Origin of the sequence: Streptomyces mangrovi, from assembly GCF_900114215.1 — a bacterium.
Lineage (GTDB): Bacteria > Actinomycetota > Actinomycetes > Streptomycetales > Streptomycetaceae > Streptomyces > Streptomyces barkulensis.
The window spans coordinates 55651-76291 of the sequence record NZ_FOSG01000022.1 but is presented as its reverse complement, the minus strand read 5'-3'; the positions used below and the strand labels follow the sequence as shown (position 1 = coordinate 76291).

At 71.7% G+C, this 20641-nt stretch carries 18 protein-coding genes, 2 tRNA genes and 2 pseudogenes; 9 read left to right on the top strand and 13 right to left on the bottom strand.

The window, feature by feature from the left end; all coding sequences use genetic code 11:
- Window position 1: 1 nt before the first annotated feature.
- Genes queE through BM237_RS24250 form a run of 3 tightly spaced genes read left to right on the top strand, consistent with a single transcriptional unit; the run spans window position 2 to window position 1771 of the window.
- Window positions 2-637 (top strand): 7-carboxy-7-deazaguanine synthase, encoded by a 636-nt coding sequence (gene queE / locus BM237_RS24260; RefSeq protein ID WP_093851852.1) that lies wholly within the window; start codon window positions 2-4, stop codon window positions 635-637.
- Window positions 637-993 (top strand): 6-carboxytetrahydropterin synthase QueD, encoded by a 357-nt coding sequence (gene queD, locus BM237_RS24255; protein WP_093851851.1) that lies wholly within the window; start codon window positions 637-639, stop codon window positions 991-993. The genes queE and queD overlap by 1 nt, the downstream gene beginning before the upstream one ends.
- On the top strand, window positions 986-1771 hold the full coding sequence (locus BM237_RS24250; protein WP_245793996.1) for a GTP cyclohydrolase I FolE2: 786 nt from the start codon (window positions 986-988) through the stop codon (window positions 1769-1771). The genes queD and BM237_RS24250 overlap by 8 nt, the downstream gene beginning before the upstream one ends.
- A 226-nt stretch (window positions 1772-1997) precedes the next feature.
- Here the strand turns inward: BM237_RS24250 and BM237_RS24245 are convergent, their stop codons facing one another.
- From BM237_RS24245 to BM237_RS24230, 5 genes are all read right to left on the bottom strand, one after another.
- Window positions 1998-2642: a methyltransferase domain-containing protein gene (locus tag BM237_RS24245; protein ID WP_175541115.1), complete on the bottom strand. Its 645-nt coding sequence runs from the start codon at window positions 2640-2642 to the stop codon at window positions 1998-2000.
- Between the two features lie 76 nt (window positions 2643-2718).
- Window positions 2719-3909 (bottom strand): methyltransferase domain-containing protein, encoded by a 1191-nt coding sequence (locus tag BM237_RS24240; protein WP_175541114.1) that lies wholly within the window; start codon window positions 3907-3909, stop codon window positions 2719-2721.
- Window positions 3910-4138: 229 nt separating this feature from the next.
- On the bottom strand, window positions 4139-4441 hold the full coding sequence (locus tag BM237_RS24235; RefSeq protein WP_093851849.1) for a hypothetical protein: 303 nt from the start codon (window positions 4439-4441) through the stop codon (window positions 4139-4141).
- Complete coding sequence (locus BM237_RS30365; protein ID WP_281253958.1) at window positions 4442-4564, bottom strand: hypothetical protein; 123 nt, start codon at window positions 4562-4564, stop codon at window positions 4442-4444. It abuts the gene before it with no gap.
- Window positions 4561-4779: a hypothetical protein gene (locus BM237_RS24230; RefSeq protein ID WP_093851879.1), complete on the bottom strand. Its 219-nt coding sequence runs from the start codon at window positions 4777-4779 to the stop codon at window positions 4561-4563. The genes BM237_RS30365 and BM237_RS24230 overlap by 4 nt, the downstream gene beginning before the upstream one ends.
- A gap of 266 nt (window positions 4780-5045) precedes the next feature.
- Between BM237_RS24230 and BM237_RS24225 the strand changes: the two genes are divergently transcribed.
- Window positions 5046-6389: a helix-turn-helix domain-containing protein gene (locus BM237_RS24225; RefSeq protein ID WP_093851848.1), complete on the top strand. Its 1344-nt coding sequence runs from the start codon at window positions 5046-5048 to the stop codon at window positions 6387-6389.
- On the opposite strand, the gene BM237_RS24220 is transcribed toward BM237_RS24225, so the two are convergent.
- From BM237_RS24220 to BM237_RS24210, 3 genes are all read right to left on the bottom strand, one after another.
- Window positions 6367-6900, bottom strand: a complete 534-nt coding sequence (locus BM237_RS24220) for an NUDIX hydrolase (protein ID WP_093851878.1) — start codon at window positions 6898-6900, stop codon at window positions 6367-6369. The two genes, BM237_RS24225 and BM237_RS24220, sit on opposite strands and share 23 nt — an antisense overlap.
- Before the next feature lie 127 nt (window positions 6901-7027).
- Window positions 7028-7783: a ferritin-like domain-containing protein gene (locus BM237_RS24215; RefSeq protein ID WP_093851847.1), complete on the bottom strand. Its 756-nt coding sequence runs from the start codon at window positions 7781-7783 to the stop codon at window positions 7028-7030.
- Between the two features lie 26 nt (window positions 7784-7809).
- Window positions 7810-8100 carry a DUF6191 domain-containing protein gene (locus BM237_RS24210; protein ID WP_093851846.1) on the bottom strand — a complete coding sequence of 97 codons (291 nt, stop codon included), beginning with the start codon at window positions 8098-8100 and terminating at the stop codon, window positions 7810-7812.
- A gap of 697 nt (window positions 8101-8797) precedes the next feature.
- Between BM237_RS24210 and BM237_RS24205 the strand changes: the two are divergent.
- Both BM237_RS24205 and BM237_RS24200 read left to right on the top strand, forming a co-directional pair.
- Window positions 8798-9307 (top strand): annotated as a pseudogene (locus BM237_RS24205) (SigE family RNA polymerase sigma factor); the annotation flags it as partial.
- A gap of 332 nt (window positions 9308-9639) precedes the next feature.
- Complete coding sequence (locus BM237_RS24200; protein WP_093851844.1) at window positions 9640-11292, top strand: long-chain fatty acid--CoA ligase; 1653 nt, start codon at window positions 9640-9642, stop codon at window positions 11290-11292.
- A gap of 94 nt (window positions 11293-11386) precedes the next feature.
- On the opposite strand, the gene BM237_RS24195 is transcribed toward BM237_RS24200, so the two are convergent.
- Window positions 11387-12106, bottom strand: a complete 720-nt coding sequence (locus BM237_RS24195) for an NAD(P)-dependent oxidoreductase (RefSeq protein ID WP_093851843.1) — start codon at window positions 12104-12106, stop codon at window positions 11387-11389.
- 111 nt (window positions 12107-12217) lie between these two features.
- Here BM237_RS24195 and BM237_RS24190 point away from each other — a divergent pair, with 111 nt between their 5' ends.
- Window positions 12218-12901, top strand: a complete 684-nt coding sequence (locus BM237_RS24190; protein ID WP_093851842.1) for a TetR/AcrR family transcriptional regulator — start codon at window positions 12218-12220, stop codon at window positions 12899-12901.
- Window positions 12902-12927: 26 nt separating this feature from the next.
- On the opposite strand, the gene BM237_RS24185 is transcribed toward BM237_RS24190, so the two are convergent.
- Both BM237_RS24185 and BM237_RS24180 read right to left on the bottom strand, forming a co-directional pair.
- On the bottom strand, window positions 12928-16770 hold the full coding sequence (locus BM237_RS24185; RefSeq protein WP_107415255.1) for a PAS domain-containing protein: 3843 nt from the start codon (window positions 16768-16770) through the stop codon (window positions 12928-12930).
- Window positions 16771-17026: 256 nt separating this feature from the next.
- Window positions 17027-17602, bottom strand: a complete 576-nt coding sequence (locus BM237_RS24180; RefSeq protein WP_245793994.1) for an SSI family serine proteinase inhibitor — start codon at window positions 17600-17602, stop codon at window positions 17027-17029.
- Window positions 17603-17848: 246 nt separating this feature from the next.
- Here BM237_RS24180 and BM237_RS24175 point away from each other — a divergent pair.
- A tRNA-Ser gene (locus BM237_RS24175) sits at window positions 17849-17939 on the top strand.
- Window positions 17940-18155: 216 nt separating this feature from the next.
- Window positions 18156-18228: transfer RNA gene (locus tag BM237_RS24170), tRNA-Arg, on the top strand.
- 133 nt (window positions 18229-18361) lie between these two features.
- On the opposite strand, the gene BM237_RS24165 is transcribed toward BM237_RS24170, so the two are convergent.
- Together BM237_RS24165 and BM237_RS24160 are read right to left on the bottom strand one after the other, a co-directional pair.
- Complete coding sequence (locus BM237_RS24165) at window positions 18362-18946, bottom strand: chloramphenicol phosphotransferase CPT family protein (RefSeq protein WP_093851876.1); 585 nt, start codon at window positions 18944-18946, stop codon at window positions 18362-18364.
- An 88-nt stretch (window positions 18947-19034) separates the two neighbouring features.
- Window positions 19035-20594 (bottom strand): annotated as a pseudogene (locus BM237_RS24160) (MDR family MFS transporter); the annotation flags it as partial.
- Between the last annotated feature and the right edge of the window lie 47 nt (window positions 20595-20641).

The following is a 20641-nucleotide window of genomic DNA, read 5'->3' as shown; positions in this document are numbered from 1 at the left end:
TATGACCTACCTGATTAAGGAAATCTTCTACACCCTCCAAGGGGAAGGCAGTCACGCAGGGCGTCCTGCGGTCTTCTGCCGCTTCTCACGCTGCAACCTGTGGACCGGCCGAGAACGCGACCGCGCCCGCGCCATCTGCCAGTTCTGCGACACCGACTTCGTCGGCACCGACGGCGAAGGCGGCGGCCGCTTCACCACCGCCGACGACCTGGCCGCCGCGGTGGAGGCCGCCTGGCCCACTGCGGAGCGCGCACACCGGTTCGTGGTGTGTACCGGAGGCGAACCCCTACTGCAGTTGGACGATGACGCCGTTGACGCCCTCCACGACCGCGGCTTCGAAGTCGCGGTGGAAACCAACGGCACCCGCCCGGCACCGCGGGGTATCGACTGGCTGTGCGTGAGCCCCAAGATTGGCTCCACGTTGGTCCTCACTCACGGCGACGAACTCAAACTGGTCTATCCCCAGGTCGGTGGCGACCCCGCCCAGTTCGAAAGCCTCGACTTCCGCCACTTCAGACTGCAGCCGCTGGATGACGCTAATCGCGAGGCCCACACTCGTGCCGTCGTCGAGTACTGCATGAAGAACCCGCGCTGGACTCTTTCTCTCCAGACGCACAAGTACCTGGGAATTCAGTAATGGAAATCTTTCGCGAGTTCACCTTCGAAGCGGCCCATCGCCTGCCTCGTGTCCCCGAGGGACACAAGTGCGCCCGCCTCCACGGCCACTCCTACAAGATCACCGTGCACGTCGAAGCGCCGGTGGATGCGGAAGCAGGCTGGGTGATGGACTTCGGGGACATCAAGCGTGCTTTCAAGCCCATTGAGGCAGAACTCGACCATTACTACCTGAACGACATCGAAGGCCTAGAAAACCCCACTAGCGAGAACCTGGCCTGCTGGATCTGGGACCGGTTGATCGCCGAACTCCCTGACCTGTCGGCGATCACCGTGCGTGAGACCTGCACCTCCGGTTGTACTTACCGAGGTGAGTAACAGCATGCATGACATCCAAAACGAGGTCGACCCCCGCAACATCGCCATCGACGAAGTAGGGATCAGCGGCTTGCGCTATCCCGTCATCTTCGATGACGGTCACACGCGCCAGCATGGCATCGCCGACATCAGCGTCACCGTCGGCCTGCAGGCCGAGCGGCGCGGCACCCACATGAGCCGCATGATCGCCCTGGTGCACAAGGAAGTGGCCACCCTCATCCCGCAGGAGTTGCCCATCGCACTCAAACGAGGGCTCGCCTTGCTCGAAGCCCCCACCATGGCCGTGACGCTGTCTCTGCCCATCGCCACGACTGTGACCGCACCCGCCAGTAAGCGGCAGTCGTGGCAAACCCACGACATCACCATCATGGGCCGCATCACCGCCGACACCTGCACCGTCGCCACCACGGTGACCACCGACGTCACCAGTCTGTGCCCGTGTTCCAAGGCCATCTCCGACTACGGGGCCCACAACCAACGCAGCGAGATCACCCTCACGGTCACCGGGACCGCCGACGCGCCCTACCCCCTGGCGATCCACGAAATCATCGACCTGCTGCGCAGTGTCGGCTCCGCCCCCGTCCTCCCGCTCATCAAGCGGCCCGACGAACGCGTCGTCACAATGCAGGCTTACGATCATCCCGTCTTCGTCGAAGACATCATCCGCGACGTAAGCCTTGCATGCCGGGAAAAGGGTCTGAAGCACGCGATCCGGGCGAAGAATCTGGAAAGCATTCACAGCCACGATGCCATCGCCAGTTTGACCTACACCGACTGAAGCACCGCACACGCCCTAGGTGTTCTGTCCCAGGAGGTTGTGGACGGGTGAGCCAGGTCTCGGCTGAGGGATCTTGAACAGGTGAGGGCCTTCCGGTTCGGTGTGGATTGCGACGTCTACACCTGACCGAAAGGCCCTCGTGTCCCACCGTAATGCACCCCTGACCGAGACCGGACGGCTGCGCCTGGCCCGCTGCGTGGTCGAGGAACGTCGGCGGGCTCGGTGTTCACCTCTGTCGTGCCGGCGTCAGGTCTGCGGTCTGCTGATGCGAGAGGAGGCCGGCGACGGCTTGGACGGTGTCGCTGATGTGCTCGCGGTGGCCAAGATGGCGGGCCAAAGCCCGCCAGTTCTTCAGATGGGCGATGCCGTGCTCGACCCGGATACGACGTGAGGAGTGCGCTGTACGCTGCCGCTGGTACCTCTCCTCGTACCAGTCCGGGGCTTTCTTCTTGAACTTGCGGTGCGGTGGTGTCACCACCCGTCCGCCGGTCTGCGCGCCCAAGCCCTGGTAGCCGGCATCGGCGAGGATCTCCACGGCTGGCCCGTCGGCCAGGAACTCCAGCACCTCCGCGCACGCGAACTCCACCCCCAGCGACTCCCATCGCTTCGTGATGTTCGCGACCATGATGGGCGAGAGGTCCACGCCCTTCGCCCTGACGCCCCGCTGGGCGAGGTGGGCGAGTGCCCGGCCGGTGCCGCAGCCGATCTCCAGCACGCTGACCGGGTTCCCGAGGATTTCGGTTCCCGGGCCGTGGCCCTGGTACTGCGTCCAGTTGAAGACGGGCTCGGCACCGGTCACGTCGTTGCGGGGGCTGCTGGCGTAGGCGTCCCAGAGGTCGCGTTCGGCCGCGATGTCGTGCTGTACGGGCAACTCGGTTCCTTGGTGGTGTGCTTGGGGAGGCCCGTCCCCGCCCGGGCGGGCGGGGACGGGTGAGGGACGGCGGGGCTCAGGGGGTTGTCGCGCCGGTGAAGTCCGGGACGGGGTTGTCCGGGGAGTCGAGCCAGACCGTGTGGCGTTGGCCGTCCATCGTGAGGCCGAAGCGGGCGAAGTCCGGCTGCCCCTGCTGATACCACCAGCGCCAGGCAGACTCCAACTCGTGCCAGAGCCGGCGGGGACCGGCCTGGACGGTCCGGAACTCGGTCCGGCCCCTCTCGTGGTCGGCGGTGGCCCAGCTCGTCAGGCCGGTGTCGTGCAGCCACAGCCGGTAGGAGCCGTCCGGTCCGTGGGCGACCCGGCAGAAGAGGTCGGGCACCTGGACGCCGATGGCGAACATGTGGATCCAGCCGCCCACGTCATCCGGGGAGAGCGTCGTCGTGGACTCCGCGCCCCCGGCCGGCCACTCGCGCCCCCCGAGGTACTCGCTCGTCGGAGGCAGCCTCCTGCGCTGCTCGCGCAGCCGCATGAACGCGGACGAGCCGGTGAACGGCCCGGAGGCCGACCCGTCGTCCCGGACCGTGAGCCGGACGATCCCCTCGCCGCCGTACACCGGCCCCCACGGCGCGACGATCACCGCACCGGGCCGGGCCTGCCCGAGCCACTGCGCCGGGACGCGCCCCACCGAGCAGGTGGCGATGATCCGGTCGTAGGGCGCCCCTTCACCGTATCCCTCGGCGCCGTCGCCCACGACGACGCGGGGCGAGAAGCCCGCCGCGGACAACCGGGCGCGGGCCTGACCGGCGACGCCCTCGTCCACCTCGACCGTGACGACGTGGCCGTCCCCCAGCCGGTGGCACAGCAGCGCGGCGTTCCACCCGGTCCCCGTGCCGATCTCCAGCACCCGGTCGCCGGGCCGTACGCCCAGGTCCGCGAGCATGGAGAACACCATCGTCGGCATCGAGCTGGAGGAGGTCGGAGTACGGCCCCGCCCCGGCCCGGTGTACGCGCCGTCGTCCCACTGGGTGGTGATCGGCGCGTCCGAGTAGACCGCTTCCCACCACAGGTCCGGGGACTGCGAGCGGACGACCCGGTCGTCCTGCCGGTTCATGCCGGCCCGCCCCGGCCAGATCATCTCGGGTACGAACAGGTGGCGCGGCACGGCGTGGAACGCCGGCAGCCAGTCGGCGGTCAGCGCGCCTTTCTCCAGGAGTACGGAGGCCAGCCGCTCGGGACCGGCCTCCACCGTCGTGTCCTCGGCCACCTCAGCGACCGTCCGCCGGGCCCTGGCCGTCGTTGGTGTTGCCGGAGTCGCTGTCGTCCTGCGGGTTGCCCGCGTCGGCCCGCCAGGGCGTCTGCACGGTGTTCATGGGTTTCCTTTCGTCGGGGTCGTCTCTTCGTGTACGTGCGCCCGTCCCGTGGGGAACGGGAGCCTGCCGTCCCGGTCACGGCCGTCCTGCCGGACGCGGCCGGGGCGGAGTCCGTGGGGCGGCCTACGCGGTCGTGTGGGTGCGCCGGTACACCCGTAGTTCTCCGGCGGGCGGCAGCACCAGCGGCCAGGCCGCCAGGCGGTAGTGGGCCGTCTCGTCGTGGGCCGCGACGGTGTAGGACCAGCCCTCCCGCAGCACACCCAGGGCGTTCTCCCGTTCCGCCTCGGCGCGCGCCCACTCCCGTATGACCGAGCCGGGATCGGGGGCACCCTCCGCCCGGACGGGACGCAGGCAGGCCGGGGGCAGCCACGGGGTGTCGGGGCCGGGGGCGAGCGCCCTGGCGACGCGTTCCGCCTGCCCGCGCATCTACCGCACCGCCAGGCGCGGGGTGGGGGCCAGATACAGGCCCAGCACGATCCGGGACGGTCGGCCGGGGGCGCTCGCCGACAGCTCGCACCAGAAGCGCATCCAGGTGGCGGCCCGCGTCACGGCATCCGGCCGGCGCGGTTCGCCGCCTTCACACGGGCGCTCAGCAACTCGGCCTGCGTGGCCGGGCGCAGCACCTCGGGCAGGGCCGCCCACTCGCGGCCCCCGCCGACGGGGCGCAGGAGGTAGTACGCGGCGTCCCTGTCCTGGAACTCGCCCACGGTCTTGCGGATCTCGTCGTAGAGCGCGTCGCCCTTGGCGGGCTCATCGGTGGACATGGTCATCGGAATTCGTCACTCCCGGGGCGTGCGACTTGACTGAACCGACGAGCCGACAGAGCTCTACGGCCGGATGAGCCGTGTTGCCCGACGCGGTCGGTGCCGCTCCTGCGGTGGTGACTGTTGTCGGCCTGCTCGCCATGCCCAGCAGCATCGCGATGAGGGCAGGGCGCCTGAAAGGCCCAGCTGATTACCCAACTTGGGTAATCTCACGGGAGGTGTATATGTAGCGACGTTGTGTAGCCCTCGTCAGTGGGAGCTTGCCGATGCCCGAGCCGGCCCGTTCGCAGGAGCTGCCTCCGCGGTTGCTCGCCGATCCCGAGATGATCGATGCCTGCCGGGCCCGTGATTTCACTCGGGTGTTCAGGCTGGTGAAGACACGTGCGGGCGTCTATCCATCCATGATCGCCCGGCGGTGTGATCTGACTCCCAGCCGTGTCGGGGAGGTCATGGCGGGCCGACGTCAGCTCCTGCACATGGACGTCGTCGAGCGCATCGCGGACGGCCTGCGCATTCCAGGTCACATGCTCGGACTCGCCCGCCGCCCGTGGGAGACGCCCGCCGCCCTCACCACGGTCGAACGGGAGCCGCCTGTGGCTCCGGTGCGGGAGCAGGAGACACCCACCGCGCTTCCGGGAGCCGATGTGGACGACATCCTGGCCCTAGCCTCGCGGACGGATCTGAGCCCCTCCACCCTTCAAGCTCTCCGGGCATCGATCGAGGACTACTGGAGACGGGACGACCAGCACGGAGGCGAGGCACTGAGGCCGGCGGTGGTCGGCCAGCTCCGTTATGTCACAGGCTTCCTGAAGGAGAACCGGTCCGCGGTCATCCAGCAGGAGCTGTACGGGGTCGCGGCCGAGCTCGCACGGCTCACCGGCTGGACGTACTTCGACGCTCGCCAGTACAGCCAGGCCCGCACGTACTTCGCGGAGGCACTGCGCCTGGCCAAGGCGATCGACGACCGGCAGTTCATGGCCAACGTCCTGGCGTGTATGAGCCTCCAGGCCACATACCAGGACAAGCCGGGGGACGCCCTGGCGCTCGTGAGAGCCGCCCAGGACCAGGCGCGTACCGCCGACGACACGACACCGCGTGTGCTGTCGATGCTCTCCATGAGGGAAGCCTTCGCCCACGCCGCACTGGGCAGCCGGGCCGCCACGCACACGGCGATCCACGAGGCACACCGGCAGTTCGAGCAGATTCGGTCGGCCGATCCGGACCCCGCATGGGTCACCTACTTCGACGAACCCAAGCTGATCGTGGACACCGGCATCGCCCACGGCCGGATCGGGGAGGCGGCCATCGCCGAGCCGTTGATCGCGAACGCACTGAGCAGGGAGGACAGCTCCAACCGGCGGGGCCGCGCCTTCCACGCGTTCTGGCTCGCCCGTACACGCCTCCACCTGGGCAGGATCGATGAGGCGTGCCACACGGCCACCGAAGCGCTGGAGCGCGCGTCAGCGGTCTCCTCCGAGCGGGTGGCAGGCCACCTGAGGGAGTTCTACGGGCAGTTGTCCCCTTATCGACGGGAGCCCGCGGTCATGGCGTTCGAGGCCCGCCTGAGGGAGGCCCTGCCGAGGCAGGTCAGCGGATCGTCTCGTTCATGAGCAGGTACAGGAGGCCGACGAGGGAACCACTGCTGATGATCTCCCGGCGGTCGATCATTCCCTTCACATCGGCGAGTGGGATCCACTCGATGCGGTCGGACTCGTTCTTCTCGGTCGGGGGCCCGACATAGGTCGCGCCATCGGCGCGGAAGACGTGATGCTGTGAGTCGGTGATCCCATTGGCGGGCTCCGCGTAGATGAGCGGCTTCATCGGACCGGGCCGCCAGCCGGTCTCCTCCAGCACTTCGCGGGACGCCGTCTGGTCCGGCGTCTCCCCCTCCTCGACAAGGCCCATGGGCAGTTCCCAGGCCCAGGCGTCGGTGATGAAGCGGTGCCGCCACATCATGAGGACTTCGCGGTGATCGTTGACCACTGCGGCCACGGCCAAGTGGCGTAGACGGACGACGTGGTACTCCCATCTGCGTCCGTCGGGTTGTTGGACGTCGACCAGGCACAGGCTCACCCACGGGTTGGTGTAGATCTGCCGTTCGCCATGGGCCTTCCACTGCATGAACGCCACCCCTCTCGCCCGGTACACCCGGCGTCCATCAGCATCCCAGAGATACGGCAACGGAGGGTCAAGGTCCTAGGCCGAGGCATCGTCGAGAAGTCGCTGAACTGACGGCCGCCGTCCGGCGTCAGGCCGCGCCCGATCGGGTGCCGGGCTGTTCGTCCGGCAGGGCGGCCGGGCGCGCGGCCAGGATCGCGGAGACCGCCGTGCGGGAGGAGGCCATGACGTCGGCGGTGAAGCGGCGGCGTCCGAGGCCGAGGCGGCGCAGTGCCGGGCCGTGGTCGGCGGCGACGACGAGGGACGCGGCGAGGAGCATCAGCCGCCACAGGGCCGTCACCGGTCGGCGCAGCGGTCGGGGCAGCTGGGCGAGGGAGGTGCGCAGGCGCTCGCAGTGGAACGGTATGTGGCGCTGTTCGTCGGCCAGGATGCGGCCCGCCACGTCCGAGGTGAGCGGGTCGCCGGCGCCGTCGCGCAGGGCGCGGTAGTAGCGCAGCGCCACCACCTCCGCGACCATCAGCACCAGCAGTTCCATGCGCAGCCCCATCAGGCGCCGCAGCCGTACGAAGGCCCTGTCGCTCCAGTGGCCGGTCAGGGTCGGTGCGCCGCCCGCGGCCAGCAGTTGGGCGAGGAGGCGGGCGTGGTTGCGCTCCTCGTCGACGAACAGCCGGACCGCTCGCGCGTAGTCGGGGTCCCCGGCACGGTCCGCCTTGGCGATCAGGTTGGCGCCGTCGCCGTCCTCGCCCACCTGGAAGCGCTGGACGCTGTTCCGCACGGCCGGGTGGAGGGTGGCGCCCCGCTCCCAGTCGGGGTCGCCCCGGGCGTGCCTGCGCTCGCGCTCGTCCTCGAAACGCCGTACCCACTCGGCGAATCCGTTCGTGCCCATGTGGTTTCCCTCTCCTGGGCCGGAGATCAGGACAGGTCGTTCGGGCGGATGACCGCGGTGCCGCGCTTCAGGTCGACGGTGGAGTGCGGAGGGGCGCCGTCGCCCTCCTCCTCGCGCATCAGCGTCGTCGTCTGACGCTGCTTCAGCTCGTGCTCCTTGCCGGGCAGGAGGCTCGCGTGGAGCATCTCGAAGCCCGTCGCCGCGACCCTGCTGTCGCGTCCCCTGCCCAGCCGGGGCAGCAGCACCCGGTCGACGAAGGCCACGGCGATCAGCAGGATGACCAGCCCCGGCAGCGTCATGAAGACCACGAACTCCACGGTGTCCTCCCCCTTCCGCGCTTACGCGCCCGCCCGCCAGTCTGCTCCACGCACGCGGATCCGTCGACCATGAGGCCGTACGGCGGACGGGGTGTGGAAAGCGGGCGCGCAGGGAGAGCGCGTGCGCCGTGCGGCATGGGCGCGTACAGGCGTGCGAGGGGCGTGCCGATGGCGCCCGCCCTGCTGCGGACGGGTGGGAAGGGGGGTGCGGTTGCACGGGGGGTTTATCGACACGTCGTCATTCTTGCGAGTGGATGAGGCGTTGTGGGTGGTTCGCCGGGTTTCCGTAGGGCAGTCTGAGTTCGCGACGTCGCTGCGAAAACCTCAGGCACACGCTCCGGAAGGACAGAACATGGCACGTACCCGCATCACCCGGTTCGGGGCCGTGGTGGTGCACGCGCTTCACGGGCTCGGATGAGCCGACGGGCGCCGGCCGGGCGGGGAACCGGCCGGTGTCCCGGGAGAAGGAAGGGATGGGCAGAGCGGCCGCACTCGGTGCGGCCGCTCTGCTGTTGTGCGCGCGGCCGCTGTGCGTTGCGGTGCGCGGGGGCGGTCACCGGGACGACCCCGAGGCGGTACGGGGGGGCCGTCCCCCTCCCGGGGGTGGAGAAGGAGATCCGCCTCCACCCTGAGAGGGACGCGGCATCGGGACCTGGGACCGATCCGGGGCAGGGGTCCCGGCTCCTAGCGTTGGGCCATGACCACGCATGGGACGGCCGCGACCGTGGCGCCGCTGACCTTCACCTCTTACGTACGGGCCCGCGGGCCGGTGCTGCTGCGCACGGCGCGCTCGCTCACCTCCAACCCCAGCGACGCCGAGGACCTGCTCCAGACCGCGCTGACCAAGACCTACCTGGCCTGGGAGCGGATCGAGGACCAGCGCGCGCTCGACGGCTATGTGCGCCGTGCGCTGGTGAACACGCGCACCTCGCAGTGGCGCAAGCGCCGGGTGGACGAGTACTCCTGCGAGGAGCTGCCGGAGCCCGATCCGGTGCCCGGCCCCGACCCCGCCGAGCAGCAGGCCGTGCGCGACGCGGTGTGGCGGGCGGTGCTGGCGCTGCCGGAGCGGCAGCGGGCCATGGTGACCCTGCGCTACTACGAGGACCTGAGCGAGGCGCAGACCGCGGCGGTGCTCGGGGTCTCGGTCGGCACGGTCAAGAGCGCGGTGTCGCGGGCGCTGGCCAAGCTCCGCGAGGACCCGCGGCTCCTGGCGGACGTGCTGGGCGGCGGTGGTGCGGAGCGGGGAACGCGGGGTGTAGGGGAGACGCACGGGGCCCGGGGTGCCCGGGGGACGCAGGGGTTGCGAGAGGTGCGGGTGAGCGCCGGAGGGGACGGCGGTGACCTGAGGGGGCTCAGAGGCGCGGGGGACTTCGAGGGGGAGGCGGCGGTCGCCGCCTAGCGGCGGGCCCGGGTGGAAAGACAGCGACATATCCGGGTCCGGCCTAGTGACATACCGACCGGTCGGTGGCAGGCTTCCCGCAACGACCGCGCCGCCCGCTCGCGGCGGCGCACGTAATATCTCGTTCACGGGAGGCCCCGGTGCTGAGCACGATGCAAGACGTACCGCTGACCGTCTCGCGCATTCTGCGACACGGAACCACGGTGCACGGAAAATCGCGGATCACGACCTGGACCGGGGAAGGCGAACCGCACCGCAGGACGTTCGCCGAGGTCGGCGCCCGCTCCGCCCAGCTCGCCCACGCCCTGCGCGACGAGCTCGGGGTGGCCCCGGGCGACCGCGTGGCGACCCTGATGTGGAACAACGCCGAGCACGTCGAGGCGTACTTCGCCATCCCGTCCATGGGTTCGGTGCTGCACACCCTCAACCTCCGGCTGCCCGCCGAGCAGCTCGTGTGGGTCGTGGGCCACGCGGCCGACCGGGTCGTGCTGGTCAACGGCTCGCTGCTGCCGCTGATCGCTCCGCTGCTGCCCAAGCTGGAGCCGGTCGAGCACATCGTGGTCGTCGGCCCCGGCGACACCTCCCTGCTGGAGGGCTGCCGCCCGGCCGTCCACGAGTACGAGGCGCTGATCGAGGGCCGGCCGACCTCGTACGACTGGCCCGAGCTGGACGAGCGCGAGGCCGCGGCCATGTGCTACACCTCCGGCACCACCGGCGATCCCAAGGGCGTCGTCTACTCCCACCGCTCCATCTACCTGCACTCCATGCAGGTCAACATGGGCGAGTCGATGGGCCTGACGGACGCCGACACCACCCTGCCGGTGGTGCCGATGTTCCACGTCAACGCCTGGGGCCTGCCGCACGCCGTCTTCATGTCCGGCGTCAACCTGCTGATGCCCGACCGCTTCCTCCAGCCCGCCCCGCTCGCCGCGATGATCGAGGCCGAGAGGCCCACCCACTCGGCGGCCGTGCCCACCATCTGGCAGGGGCTGCTGGCGGAGCTGGCCGCCAACCCGCGCGACATCTCCGCCCTGAAGAACGTCACCATCGGCGGCTCGGCCTGCCCGCCCTCCCTGATGCGGGAGTTCGGCGAGAAGTACGGGGTCACCGTCACCCACGCCTGGGGCATGACCGAGACCTCCCCGCTGGGCACCGTCGCGCACCCGCCGGGCGGGCTGAGCGAGGAGGAGGCGTGGCCGTACCGCGTCAGCCAGGGCCGTTTCCCGGCCTCCGTCGAGGCGCGGCTGATAGGCCCGGACGGCAGCGAGGCGCCGTGGGACGGCGAGTCCGCCGGTGAGCTGGAGGTGCGCGGCCCCTGGATCGCCGGGGCGTACTACGGGGGCGCGGACGCCGAGCCCCTGCGCCCCGAGGACAAGTTCAGCCCCGACGGCTGGCTGCGCACCGGCGACGTCGGCGTGATCACCCCCGACGGCTATCTGACGCTGACCGACCGCGCCAAGGACGTCATCAAGTCCGGTGGCGAGTGGATCTCCTCGGTGGAGCTGGAGAACCACCTGATGGGCCACCCGGCCGTCGCCGAGGCCGCCGTCGTGGCCGTGCCCGACGAGAAGTGGGGCGAGCGCCCGCTGGCCACGGTCGTCCTCAAGGAGGGCGCCGGTGACGTCTCGTACGAGGACCTGCGCGGGTTCCTCTCCGACAAGGTCGCCCGCTGGCAGCTTCCCGAGCGCTGGGCGGTGATCCCGGCGGTGCCGAAGACGAGCGTCGGCAAGTTCGACAAGAAGGTGATCCGGGCGCAGTACGCGCAGGGTGAGCTGGACGTCACACAGCTCTGACCGCGCACGGCGCACGGCGCACAAGGGTTGCCGCGGCGGCCCGGGCGGGAGTCCCGTCCGGGCCGCCGCCGCGCGCGGTACGGCCGGGGCCGGTTCAGCCGGGCGTGTTCGCGCGGCCCCCGGCGTGGGCCAGGGCGCTGGGGGTGAGGCGGCCGACGATCGCCGGGGCCTCCCGCACGAGCGTGTCGTCGGTGAGCGCCTCCACCATGAACAGCGCGAAGTCCACCCGGCGTGTCAGGTCGCTGGCCAGCACCGGGTCGCCCACGTGCCGGCTCCACACGGGCAGGCCCTGGCTCTCGCCCTCCTCCAGGCTGCTGCCGCGCACCACGGTCCACCGGGTGTCGCTGGCGAAGATCCGGCGGCACGCCTCCACCTGGTCGTCGATCTCGACGTAGCGCACGAGCCTGCCCACCCGGGCGGCGACCCTGACACCCAGCCGGAACATGGGCGAGTACCTGTCCTTGCCGTCGCGCGTGATGTGCCAGCCGCAGGAGAAGACCAGGCGGGCGCCCGGCCGCGCGTGGTCGAGCACCGCCTGCGCCGTGCCCGACGCGTACTGCCGCACCCCCCAGGGCACCAGCACCGTCAGCACCCCGTCGCATCCGGCGACCGCCCGCCGGATCACCTCCCGGTCGTTCGTGTCACCGGGGACGACGGTCATCCGGCCCTCGAACGCGGCCAGTTTCGGCACGCTGCGCTCCCGGCACACGCCGACGACCTCGTAGCCGCGATCCAGCGCGTGCCGCACCATGTACTGCCCGAGCTTCCCCGAAGCTCCGACGACGCACACCTTCTTCATTCGATCCGTGTCCATGGCTCAGCCCTTTCGCCGGAGTCCTCGGAGTCCTCGGAGTGTCAACCTTACGTTGTAAGTTACGCTAGCCTTACGCCGTAAGACGGTCAAGCGGAGCGAGAGGAGAGGCGGATGCGCGAGGCGGGAAAGGCCCGGCGCGGGGCTTCGGCGCGCACCCCGCTCAGCCGGGAGCGCGTGATCCGCGCCGCGGTGGCGGTGGCGGACGAGAAGGGATCGGCCGCGCTCACCATGCGGGCCATCGCCGAGCCGCTGGGCGTCGAGGCGATGTCGATCTACCACCATGTGTCGGGCAAGGAGGACATCCTCGACGGCATGGTGGACGCGGTGTTCGGCGAGATCGAACTGCCGCCGCGCGACACGGACTGGAAGAGCTCCATGCGACGGCGCGCGGTCTCCGCCCGCGCCGTCCTCCTGCGCCACCCCTGGGCCGTCGGCCTGATGGACTCCCGCTCCCGGCCCGGCCCGGCCACCCTGCGCCACCACGACGCCGTCATCGGAGCCCTGCGCGCCGGAGGCTTCTCCGTCCGGATGGCCGCGCACGCCGTCTCACTGATCGACAGCTACCTGTACGGCTTCGTGCTCCAGGAGCTGAGCCTGCCGTTCACCGGCACGGCCGAGCAGGACGAGGTCACGGGCGCCATCCTGCGCGAGATGCCCGCCGACGCCTACCCCCACCTCGCCGAACTGGCCGCCGAGCACGTCCTGAAGCCTGGCTACGACTACGCCGGGGAGTTCGACTTCGGCCTCGCCCTCATCCTCGACGGCCTCCACCCGGACGAGGCCGCGAGCACCTGACCGGGCGCCAACGCCGGGTCGGGTGGCTAGTTGGCGCCGATCTTCGCCAGCAGGTCCACGATGCGCGCCTGCACCTCCGGGCTCGTGGACCTCTCCGCGAGGAAGAGGACCGTCTCGCCGGACGCCAGGCCGGGCAGCTCCGCCTCGTCGATGGAGGCGGAGGTGTAGACGACGAACGGCGTGCGGTTGAGCATGCCGTTCACCCGCAGCCAGTCGATGATCCCGGCACGGCGGCGGCGTACCTGCATCAGGTCCATCACCACCAGGTTCGGCCGGATCTGCGCCGCGAGCTGCACCGCCTCCGCGTCCGAGGGGGCGTGCGCGGTCTGCATGCCGCGCCGCCCCAGCGTCGCGGCCATGGCGTCCGCGATGGCCGCGTGCTCCTCCACCAGCAGCACCCGCGGCGGGTGCTGCTCGCTGTCGCGCGGTGCGAGGGCCTTGAGGAGCACCGCCGGGTCCGCGCCGTACGCCGCCTCGCGCGAGGCCACCCCCAGACCGGCCGTCACCAGCACCGGCACCTCGGCGGCGACGGCCGCCTGGCGCAGCGACTGCAGAGCGGTACGGGTGATGGGGCCGGTCAGCGGGTCCACGAAGAGGGCCGCCGGGTACGCCGCGATCTGGGCGTCCACCTCCTCGCGGGAGTGGACGATGACGGGGCGGTAGCCGCGGTCGGTCAGGGCCTGCTGGGTGGAGACGTCCGGCTCGGGCCACACCAGCAGCCGCCGGGGGTTGTCCAGGGGCTCGGGCGGCAGTTCGTCGTCGGCCGGCAGCGGCACCTGGCCGCTGCCGCCGGTGACCTCCACGGCGCCGCCCGGACCGTCCAGATGCTCCGGCCCCTCGGCCCCGGCCTCGGGCGCGCCGATGGCAAACTCCCGCCCGCTGTGGGTGTGCTGGGCCGGCGGGTACTGGGGCTGGGCCTGCGACGGCGCGGCGGTGACGGCCGCGGCGGCCGCCTCGGCGGCGCGCTCCTTCTCCGCCGGCGGAGCCGCGAGCTTGCGGCGGCGCCCCGGACCGGCGCTGCTCTGCGCGGGTGTGGACGTGGGAGCGGGGGTGGGAGTGGGTGCGGAGCCGGGCGCGGGCGCCTGGGCCGGAGGCTGCGGCGCGGGGCGCTCGGCAGGTGCGGGGGGCGCGGGGGGTGTGGCAGGGGGCGCGGGCTGCTGGACCGCGTGCCGGCCGGTGTGCTGCTCATCCGCCTGCCGGGCGAAGGGCACGCCCTGGCCGAGGGTGCGCACGCTGACGCCGGAGGTCTGCTCCGACGGCGCCGCCTCGCTGCCCGGCATCGGCAGCGCACGCTGCCGACGCGCACCCTCGGGCGGCACCGCGCCGCCCAGGATGGGGCTGCCCGCGACCACGGTGAGATCGGCCTGGGCGGGCTGCTCGGCGCCGCCCGCGCCGCCCGTGTCGCCCGCGCCGCCCGTGTCGTCGTGTTCGGGCTGCCGGGCGTGCTCGGCGTACTCGGGGTGATGGGCGGGGGTGTGCTGTTCGGACCCGGACCCGGACCCGGGGGTCTGCGGCTCGGCGGCGGCGGGAGCCGGCCGCGGCGTCTCCTCGGGCGGCGGCACGCGGCGGCGGCGGCCGGTCGGCCGGTCCTCCTGGACGGCCTCGGCCTCGGGCCGCCGAACCGGCTGGTGCTGTGCGGGCTGTGGCTGTGCGGGCTGGTGCTGCTGCCCCGGCTGTGGCTGTACGGGCTGCAACTGCGGTTGCGCGGGCGGCTGCACGGGCTGCGGAGCCGGGGTCGGGTCCGCAGCCGGGGTCGGGCCGGGCGGCAGCGCGAACGCCGCCCGCCCCGGAGCCTGTGCGGGAGCGGCCGGAGCCGGCGCCTCCGGCCCGGGGAAGGCCCGGCGGGCACGCCGGCCCGTGCCCGTGCTCTGCTGGGGGAACCGGGACGGCGCGGGCGGCAGCGCGTGCTCACCGCTGCCGTCCCCGGTGTCTTCGGTCTCCTCCGTGCGCTCGCCGCCCTGGGCCAGCGCACGCCGCGCCCGACGGCGTCCTCCACCGGACGGGATCGCCCCGGCGCCGCTGCCGTCGTCCGGCGCGGCGGTCTCCGCCGTGTTCCGCGAGCCGGGCGGCAGGGCGATCGCCCCACCGCCGGAGGCCTCCGCCGCGCCCGCCGCACCCGCCGCGTGCGCGGCGGGCGTGCCGCGCACCGGCTGCGACGGCACGGGCATCACCGTGGTCTCGCCTCCGCCCTGGGCGGCCTGCACCTCCTGAGCGGCCCGGGTGTCCAGGGAGCCCTGCGTGCCCCCCGTCTCCGGCCCCTGCTCTCCCCGTGCCTCCTGCTCCCGTGCCTCTTGAGCGGCCTGCTCCTGGGCTCCCTGTTCCCGGACGTCCTGTTCCCGGACGTCCTGTTCCCGGGCGCCCCGTTTCCGCCGGGCCGCCGCCTTCGCCGGGTCGGGGGAGCCGACCGGCACCTCCAGCACGTAGGCGCTGCCGCCTCCGGCGCCGGGCACCTGGTGGGTCTGGAGCACACCGCCGTGCCGCCGCACGATCCCGCGCACCAGCGGCTCGTGCACCGGGCTGCCGCCGCCGTACGGGCCGCGCACCTCGATGCGCACCACGTCCCCGCGCTGCGCGGCCGCGACCACGATCGTCGAGTCGCCGGAGGCGGGGCCCTGAGCGTTGCCGGTCGCATCCACGCCGGCCACGTCCGCGACCAGATGGGCCAGCGCCTGCGCCAGCCGTACCGGGTCCACCTCCACCTCGACCGGCGGGGCGTGCACCGCGAACTGCGCGCGCCCGGGCCCGATCAGCTCGATCGCGCCCTCGACGCCGGCCGAGACCACCTCGTCCAGCGACACCGTCTCGCGCGCGAGACGGTGGGCGCCCGCGTCCAGCCGCTGGTAGCCCAGCACGTTGTCCACGAGCGTGGTCATACGCGCGTAGCCGGCGGCCAGATAGTGCAGCGTCTGGTTCGCCTCCGGCCACAGCTGCCCGGCCGGATCGGCCGCCAGCCCGCCCAGTTCGCCGCGGAGCTGCTCCAGCGGCCCGCGCAGCCCGCTCTCCAGCACGGCCAGGAGCTGTTCGTGGCGTGCGGCGAGGGCGTCGTAGGCGGTGCGGTCGGTGAAGGCGAGCACCGCGCCGACGAGCTGGTCGCCGTCGCGCACCGGCGCGGTCGTCATGTCGACCGGCACCGCGCGCCCGCTCTTGGTCCACAGCACCTGCCCGCGCACCCGGTGCTTGCGCCCGGAGCGCAGGCTGTCGGCGAGCGGCGTCTCCTCCCACGGGAGCTGGCTGCCGTCGGGGCGCGAGTGGTGGACGAGCGGGTGGAGCTTCTGCCCGCCCAGCTCGCCGGCCCGGTAGCCGAGGATCTGCGCGGCGGCCGGGTTGACCAGGACGACCCGGCCCTCGGTGTCCACACCCACCACGCCCTCGGCGGCGGCGCGCAGGATCATCTCGGTCTGGCGCTGCTGCCGGGCCAGCTCGGCCTCGGTGTCGACGGTGCCGGTCAGGTCCCGGACGACGAGCATCAGCAGTTCGTTGCCGGTGTAGCTGTTGCCGTGGTCGGCGAAGGCGGCCTCGAAGGACGACTCGTAGGGGGTGCGCCCGTCCTCCAGGTTGGCGCTGGTCACCTCGACCATGAACTGCGTTCCGTCGGTGCGCCGGGCCACCATCCGCGTCGGCTTGGTGCGGGGCTGGGGGGCGTCGTCGGGGCGGCGCATCGAGCCGGGGATGAGCTTGGAGTCGAAGTCCGGGAGCAGGTCGAGCAGTCCGCGCCCGACCAGGGCCGTGCCCGGCGACTCGAAGACTTCCAGGGCGATGCTGTTGGCGTTGACGACCGTGCCGTTGCAGTTCACGAGAAGCAACGCGTCCGGCAGTGCGTCGAGTATGGCTGCGAGGCGAGCAGCGCCTCGGGATGGCCTGCTGCTCACGACGACGCATCCTCCCTGCTGACCAGCTGGTGCACCGTGGCAGCGCCGGAACCGGGCCGGGCCCGGCGCCGGGGGGCCGGACCGGAGCTGAACCGAAACCGAAACCGGAACCGGGCCGGAACCGGATCGGTGCGCCGCTCTCCCGCGCGTGCCACTTGAGGGGAAGTCTACGGGCAGCGATGGCGGAAGCGACGGCGGATGCGTGGGGAGGGTGGGGAGAACGCGGGCCCGGGGCCGGGCCCGCGTATGACGTCCGTCACTTCACCGGTTCCGCCGGGAGTTCCTCCACGAACTCCTCCGGGCCGGGGAGGGCGGGCACGAGGGCGTCCCAGCGGGCGATCTCGCAGCCGTCCGTACGCCGGAACGAGGCGTCCACCCGCTGCCCGTGCCACACCCCGGTGATACGGGCGGTGGCCGGACCGCCGTGGATCTGGGCGCACATCGCGTCCGCGGGGACGGGGCGCCAGGGGTCGTGCGGTCCCTGGGAGGCCCGGTCGACGGCGTCGCAGGCGGCGAGGGCGTCGGGGTGGCTGCCGCCGGCGGGGTGGCAGTCGAGGGTGTGCGTCCGGTTGGTCGGCGCCCCGCCCCCGCGTACCCCGCGCGGCGCCGTGTGCGGTGCCGCGACGCCGTCCGGAGAGGTGGAGACGGTGATGGTGAGCTGGTCCTGCCGGGCGGCCGGCATGACGGGCTCGGGCATGGGCATGGGCGCGGGCCAGGGGCGTGCGGAGGCGGAGGCCGGCACGGAGGCGGGTGCGGCGACGGAGGCGGGGGTGAGCACGGTGGCGAGTACGGCGGCCCCGGCGAGGGCTGCGGCGGTACGGCGGCGCGGCATGGCGGCTCCCGGAAGGTGTGGTGCGGGCGGACCCGCGCGACTGCGGGTTCTTCCCTCCCCCTTCCAACGCGCCACCGCGCACGCCGTTGCGCACCTCCACCCGCCCGCCGCACCACCTGTGCCGCCACCAGGGGCAAAGCCCTTTGCCGGAGGACCCGCCAGCCGGGTAACGTAGGCTCCGATTGGAGACAGCCTCCGGGCTGTGCCATCATCAGCACACACACGCTGCGGTGACGCGGTGCGTGGGGAGGCTTCGCCTAGTCTGGTCTATGGCGCCGCACTGCTAATGCGGTTTGGGTTTTAAAGCCCATCGAGGGTTCAAATCCCTCAGCCTCCGCTTCGATCATCAAGATCACCGAAGCCCCGGCCGTGCGGCCGGGGCTTCCTCCGTTCCAGGGGTCGCCGGCAGGTCCGCGGCAGGGGTCGTGAGCGCCCTCTGCCGGGTATCTCCGCAGGTCAGGCCGTGTTGACCGAATGGATTTCACCTCTGGGCGGAGGTCATGTAATGTTGTTCCCGCAACGCCGACCGGCGAGAGAACAGCCGGGAAGCCAAGCGCTCGTAGCTTAACGGATAGAGCATCTGACTACGGATCAGAAGGTTGCAGGTTCGAATCCTGCCGAGCGCGCAGCAAGTGAGAGGCCCCGCCGGGTACGGCGGGGCCTCTCACGTATGTACCGGGATCGCGGTGCTCGGGCCTGCGGTAGCCCACCGGGAGGCAGTCGTTCGCCTGGAGCGGGGATTTGTCGTACCGCGATGTTTCACGGGAAACATTCGCTCCTGTCCAACGGGCCGGGTCGGACGTGGGTACGTCGGAGGCGCTCGAAGGCCGTGGGACTCGTGTGGTGCGTGAGAGCATCACGAATCCGCAGGGCGCACTCCGCCGGGCTCGCGGCCGTGGTGTCGCACTCGACGTCGTAGACGCCGTGGGCGTGCACGAGACCCAGTTGATGTTCCGCCAGGCCGGCCGGACGGTCGCCGCGGACTCTCTCGCGCCGCCGCAACTCTTCCGGGGAGCAGCGCACACCGACGAGCAGGACGTTCCGCGGCTCGAACAGGGTGAGGCAGTCCAGCAGTCGCCACCGCTCGCTCAGGACATGGTCGACGACGATGTCGTTACCGGCCGAAGCCATACCGGCGACGGCCCGGTGGAACCCCTCCCAGGTGCGTCTGAGAACGGCCGGCAGTTCGGCCGGGTCGGCCTCCTTCTTCGTCCGCATCGCGTGGAAGGCGTCCACGGGCATGTGGAACCAGGAGCCGTCCAGGATCCGGAGGAGTTCGGTGGCGATGCTCGACTTCCCAGAACTGGAAGTGCCGTTCAGGAAGACGATTCTTCCGCTGTCCATGGGGGTGATCATGCCCCACAGGGCCGGGACCGCGTGTGCGGTTCCGGCCCTGTGGGATGTGGGGAGGCGGGGGTCAGGCGGAGGGGCCGGGGTCGGCGGCGGTGGCCGCGGCCGGCTGCCGCTCCTTCTTCTCGTCGTCGGTCTGCTCGTCGAGCCGGGTGCGCAGCGGCACCTCCTTGACGAGCAGCACCAGCAGCAGCGCGATCACCGCCATAGGTGCGGCGTAGAGGTAGATGTCGGCCACGCCGTGGCCGTACGCGCTCTCGACGACCGTGCGGACCGGGCCCGGGAGGGCGTCCAGGTCCGGGATGGCGCTGCCACTGCCGCCGGTCGCGCCCTCGGGCCGGATGCCCAGCTTCGTCATGCCGTCGGTGACGTAGTCGGTGATGCGGTGGGCGAGCACCGCGCCCAGCACCGAGACGCCGACCGCGCCGCCGAGGGAGCGGAAGAAGGCGAGCACGGAACTGGCCGCGCCCAGCTCGGAGAGGGCGACCTGGTTCTGGGTCGCCAGGACGAGGTTCTGCATCATCATGCCGACGCCGGCGCCCAGCAGCGCCATGAAGATCGCGATCCGCCAGTACGGGGTGTCGTACCGCATCGTGCCCAGCAGGCCGAGCCCGGCCGTCAGCAGGACGGCGCCGGCCACCAGCCACATCTTCCAGCGGCCGGTGCGGGTGATGACCAGGCCGGAGACGGTGGAGGAGACGAACAGCCCGCCGATCATCGGGATGGTCAGTACGCCGGACATCGTGGGCGACTCGCCGCGGGCGAGCTGGAAGTACTGGCTGAGGAAGACGGTCGCGCCGAACATCGCGATGCCGACGAAGAGCGAGGCCAGCGCGGTGAGCGTGATCGTGCGGTTGCGGAACAGCCCCAGCGGGATGATCGGCTCGGCGGCACGCGACTCGGTGACGACGAAGGCCAGGATCAGCAGGAGCGCGGTGCCGACCATCGTGTACGTCTGCCAGGACAGCCAGTCGTAGCTGTTTCCGGCCAGTGTCACCCATATCAGCAGCAGGGAGACGGCGGCGGTGATCTGGGAGGCGCCCAGCCAGTCCACCTTCACGTTCTCCCGCTTCACCACGGGCAGGTGCAGCGTCTTCTGGAGCACGATCAGGGCGAGGACGGCGAAGGGCACGCCGACGTAGAAGCACCAGCGCCAGCCGAGCCAGGAGGTGTCGGTGATCACGCCGCCGAGCAGCGGTCCGCCGACGGTGGCGACGGCGAAGGTGGCGCCCAGGTAGCCGCTGTAGCGGCCGCGCTCACGCGGGGGGATCATCGCGGCGATGATGATCTGGGACAGCGCGGCCAGACCGCCCGCGCCCAGGCCCTGCACCGCCCGGAAGGCGATCAGGGTGCCGGTGTCCTGGGCCAGACCGGCTCCGGCGGAGGCCAGGACGAAGAGCACCAGCGCCGACTGCACCAGCAGCTTCTTGCTGTAGAGGTCGGCGAGCTTGCCCCACAGCGGGGTGGAGGCGGTCATGGTCAGCAGCGCCGCCGTGACCACCCAGGTGTACGCGCTCTGGCCGCCGCCCAGGTCCGAGATGATCCGGGGAAGGGCGTTGGAGACGACCGTCGAGGACAGGACGGAGACGAACATGCCGAGCAGCAGCCCGGACAGCGCCTCCATGATCTGGCGGTGCGTCATGGGCACCTGTGCGGCGCCTGGGGAGGTGCGGGCGGTGTCGCCCTTCA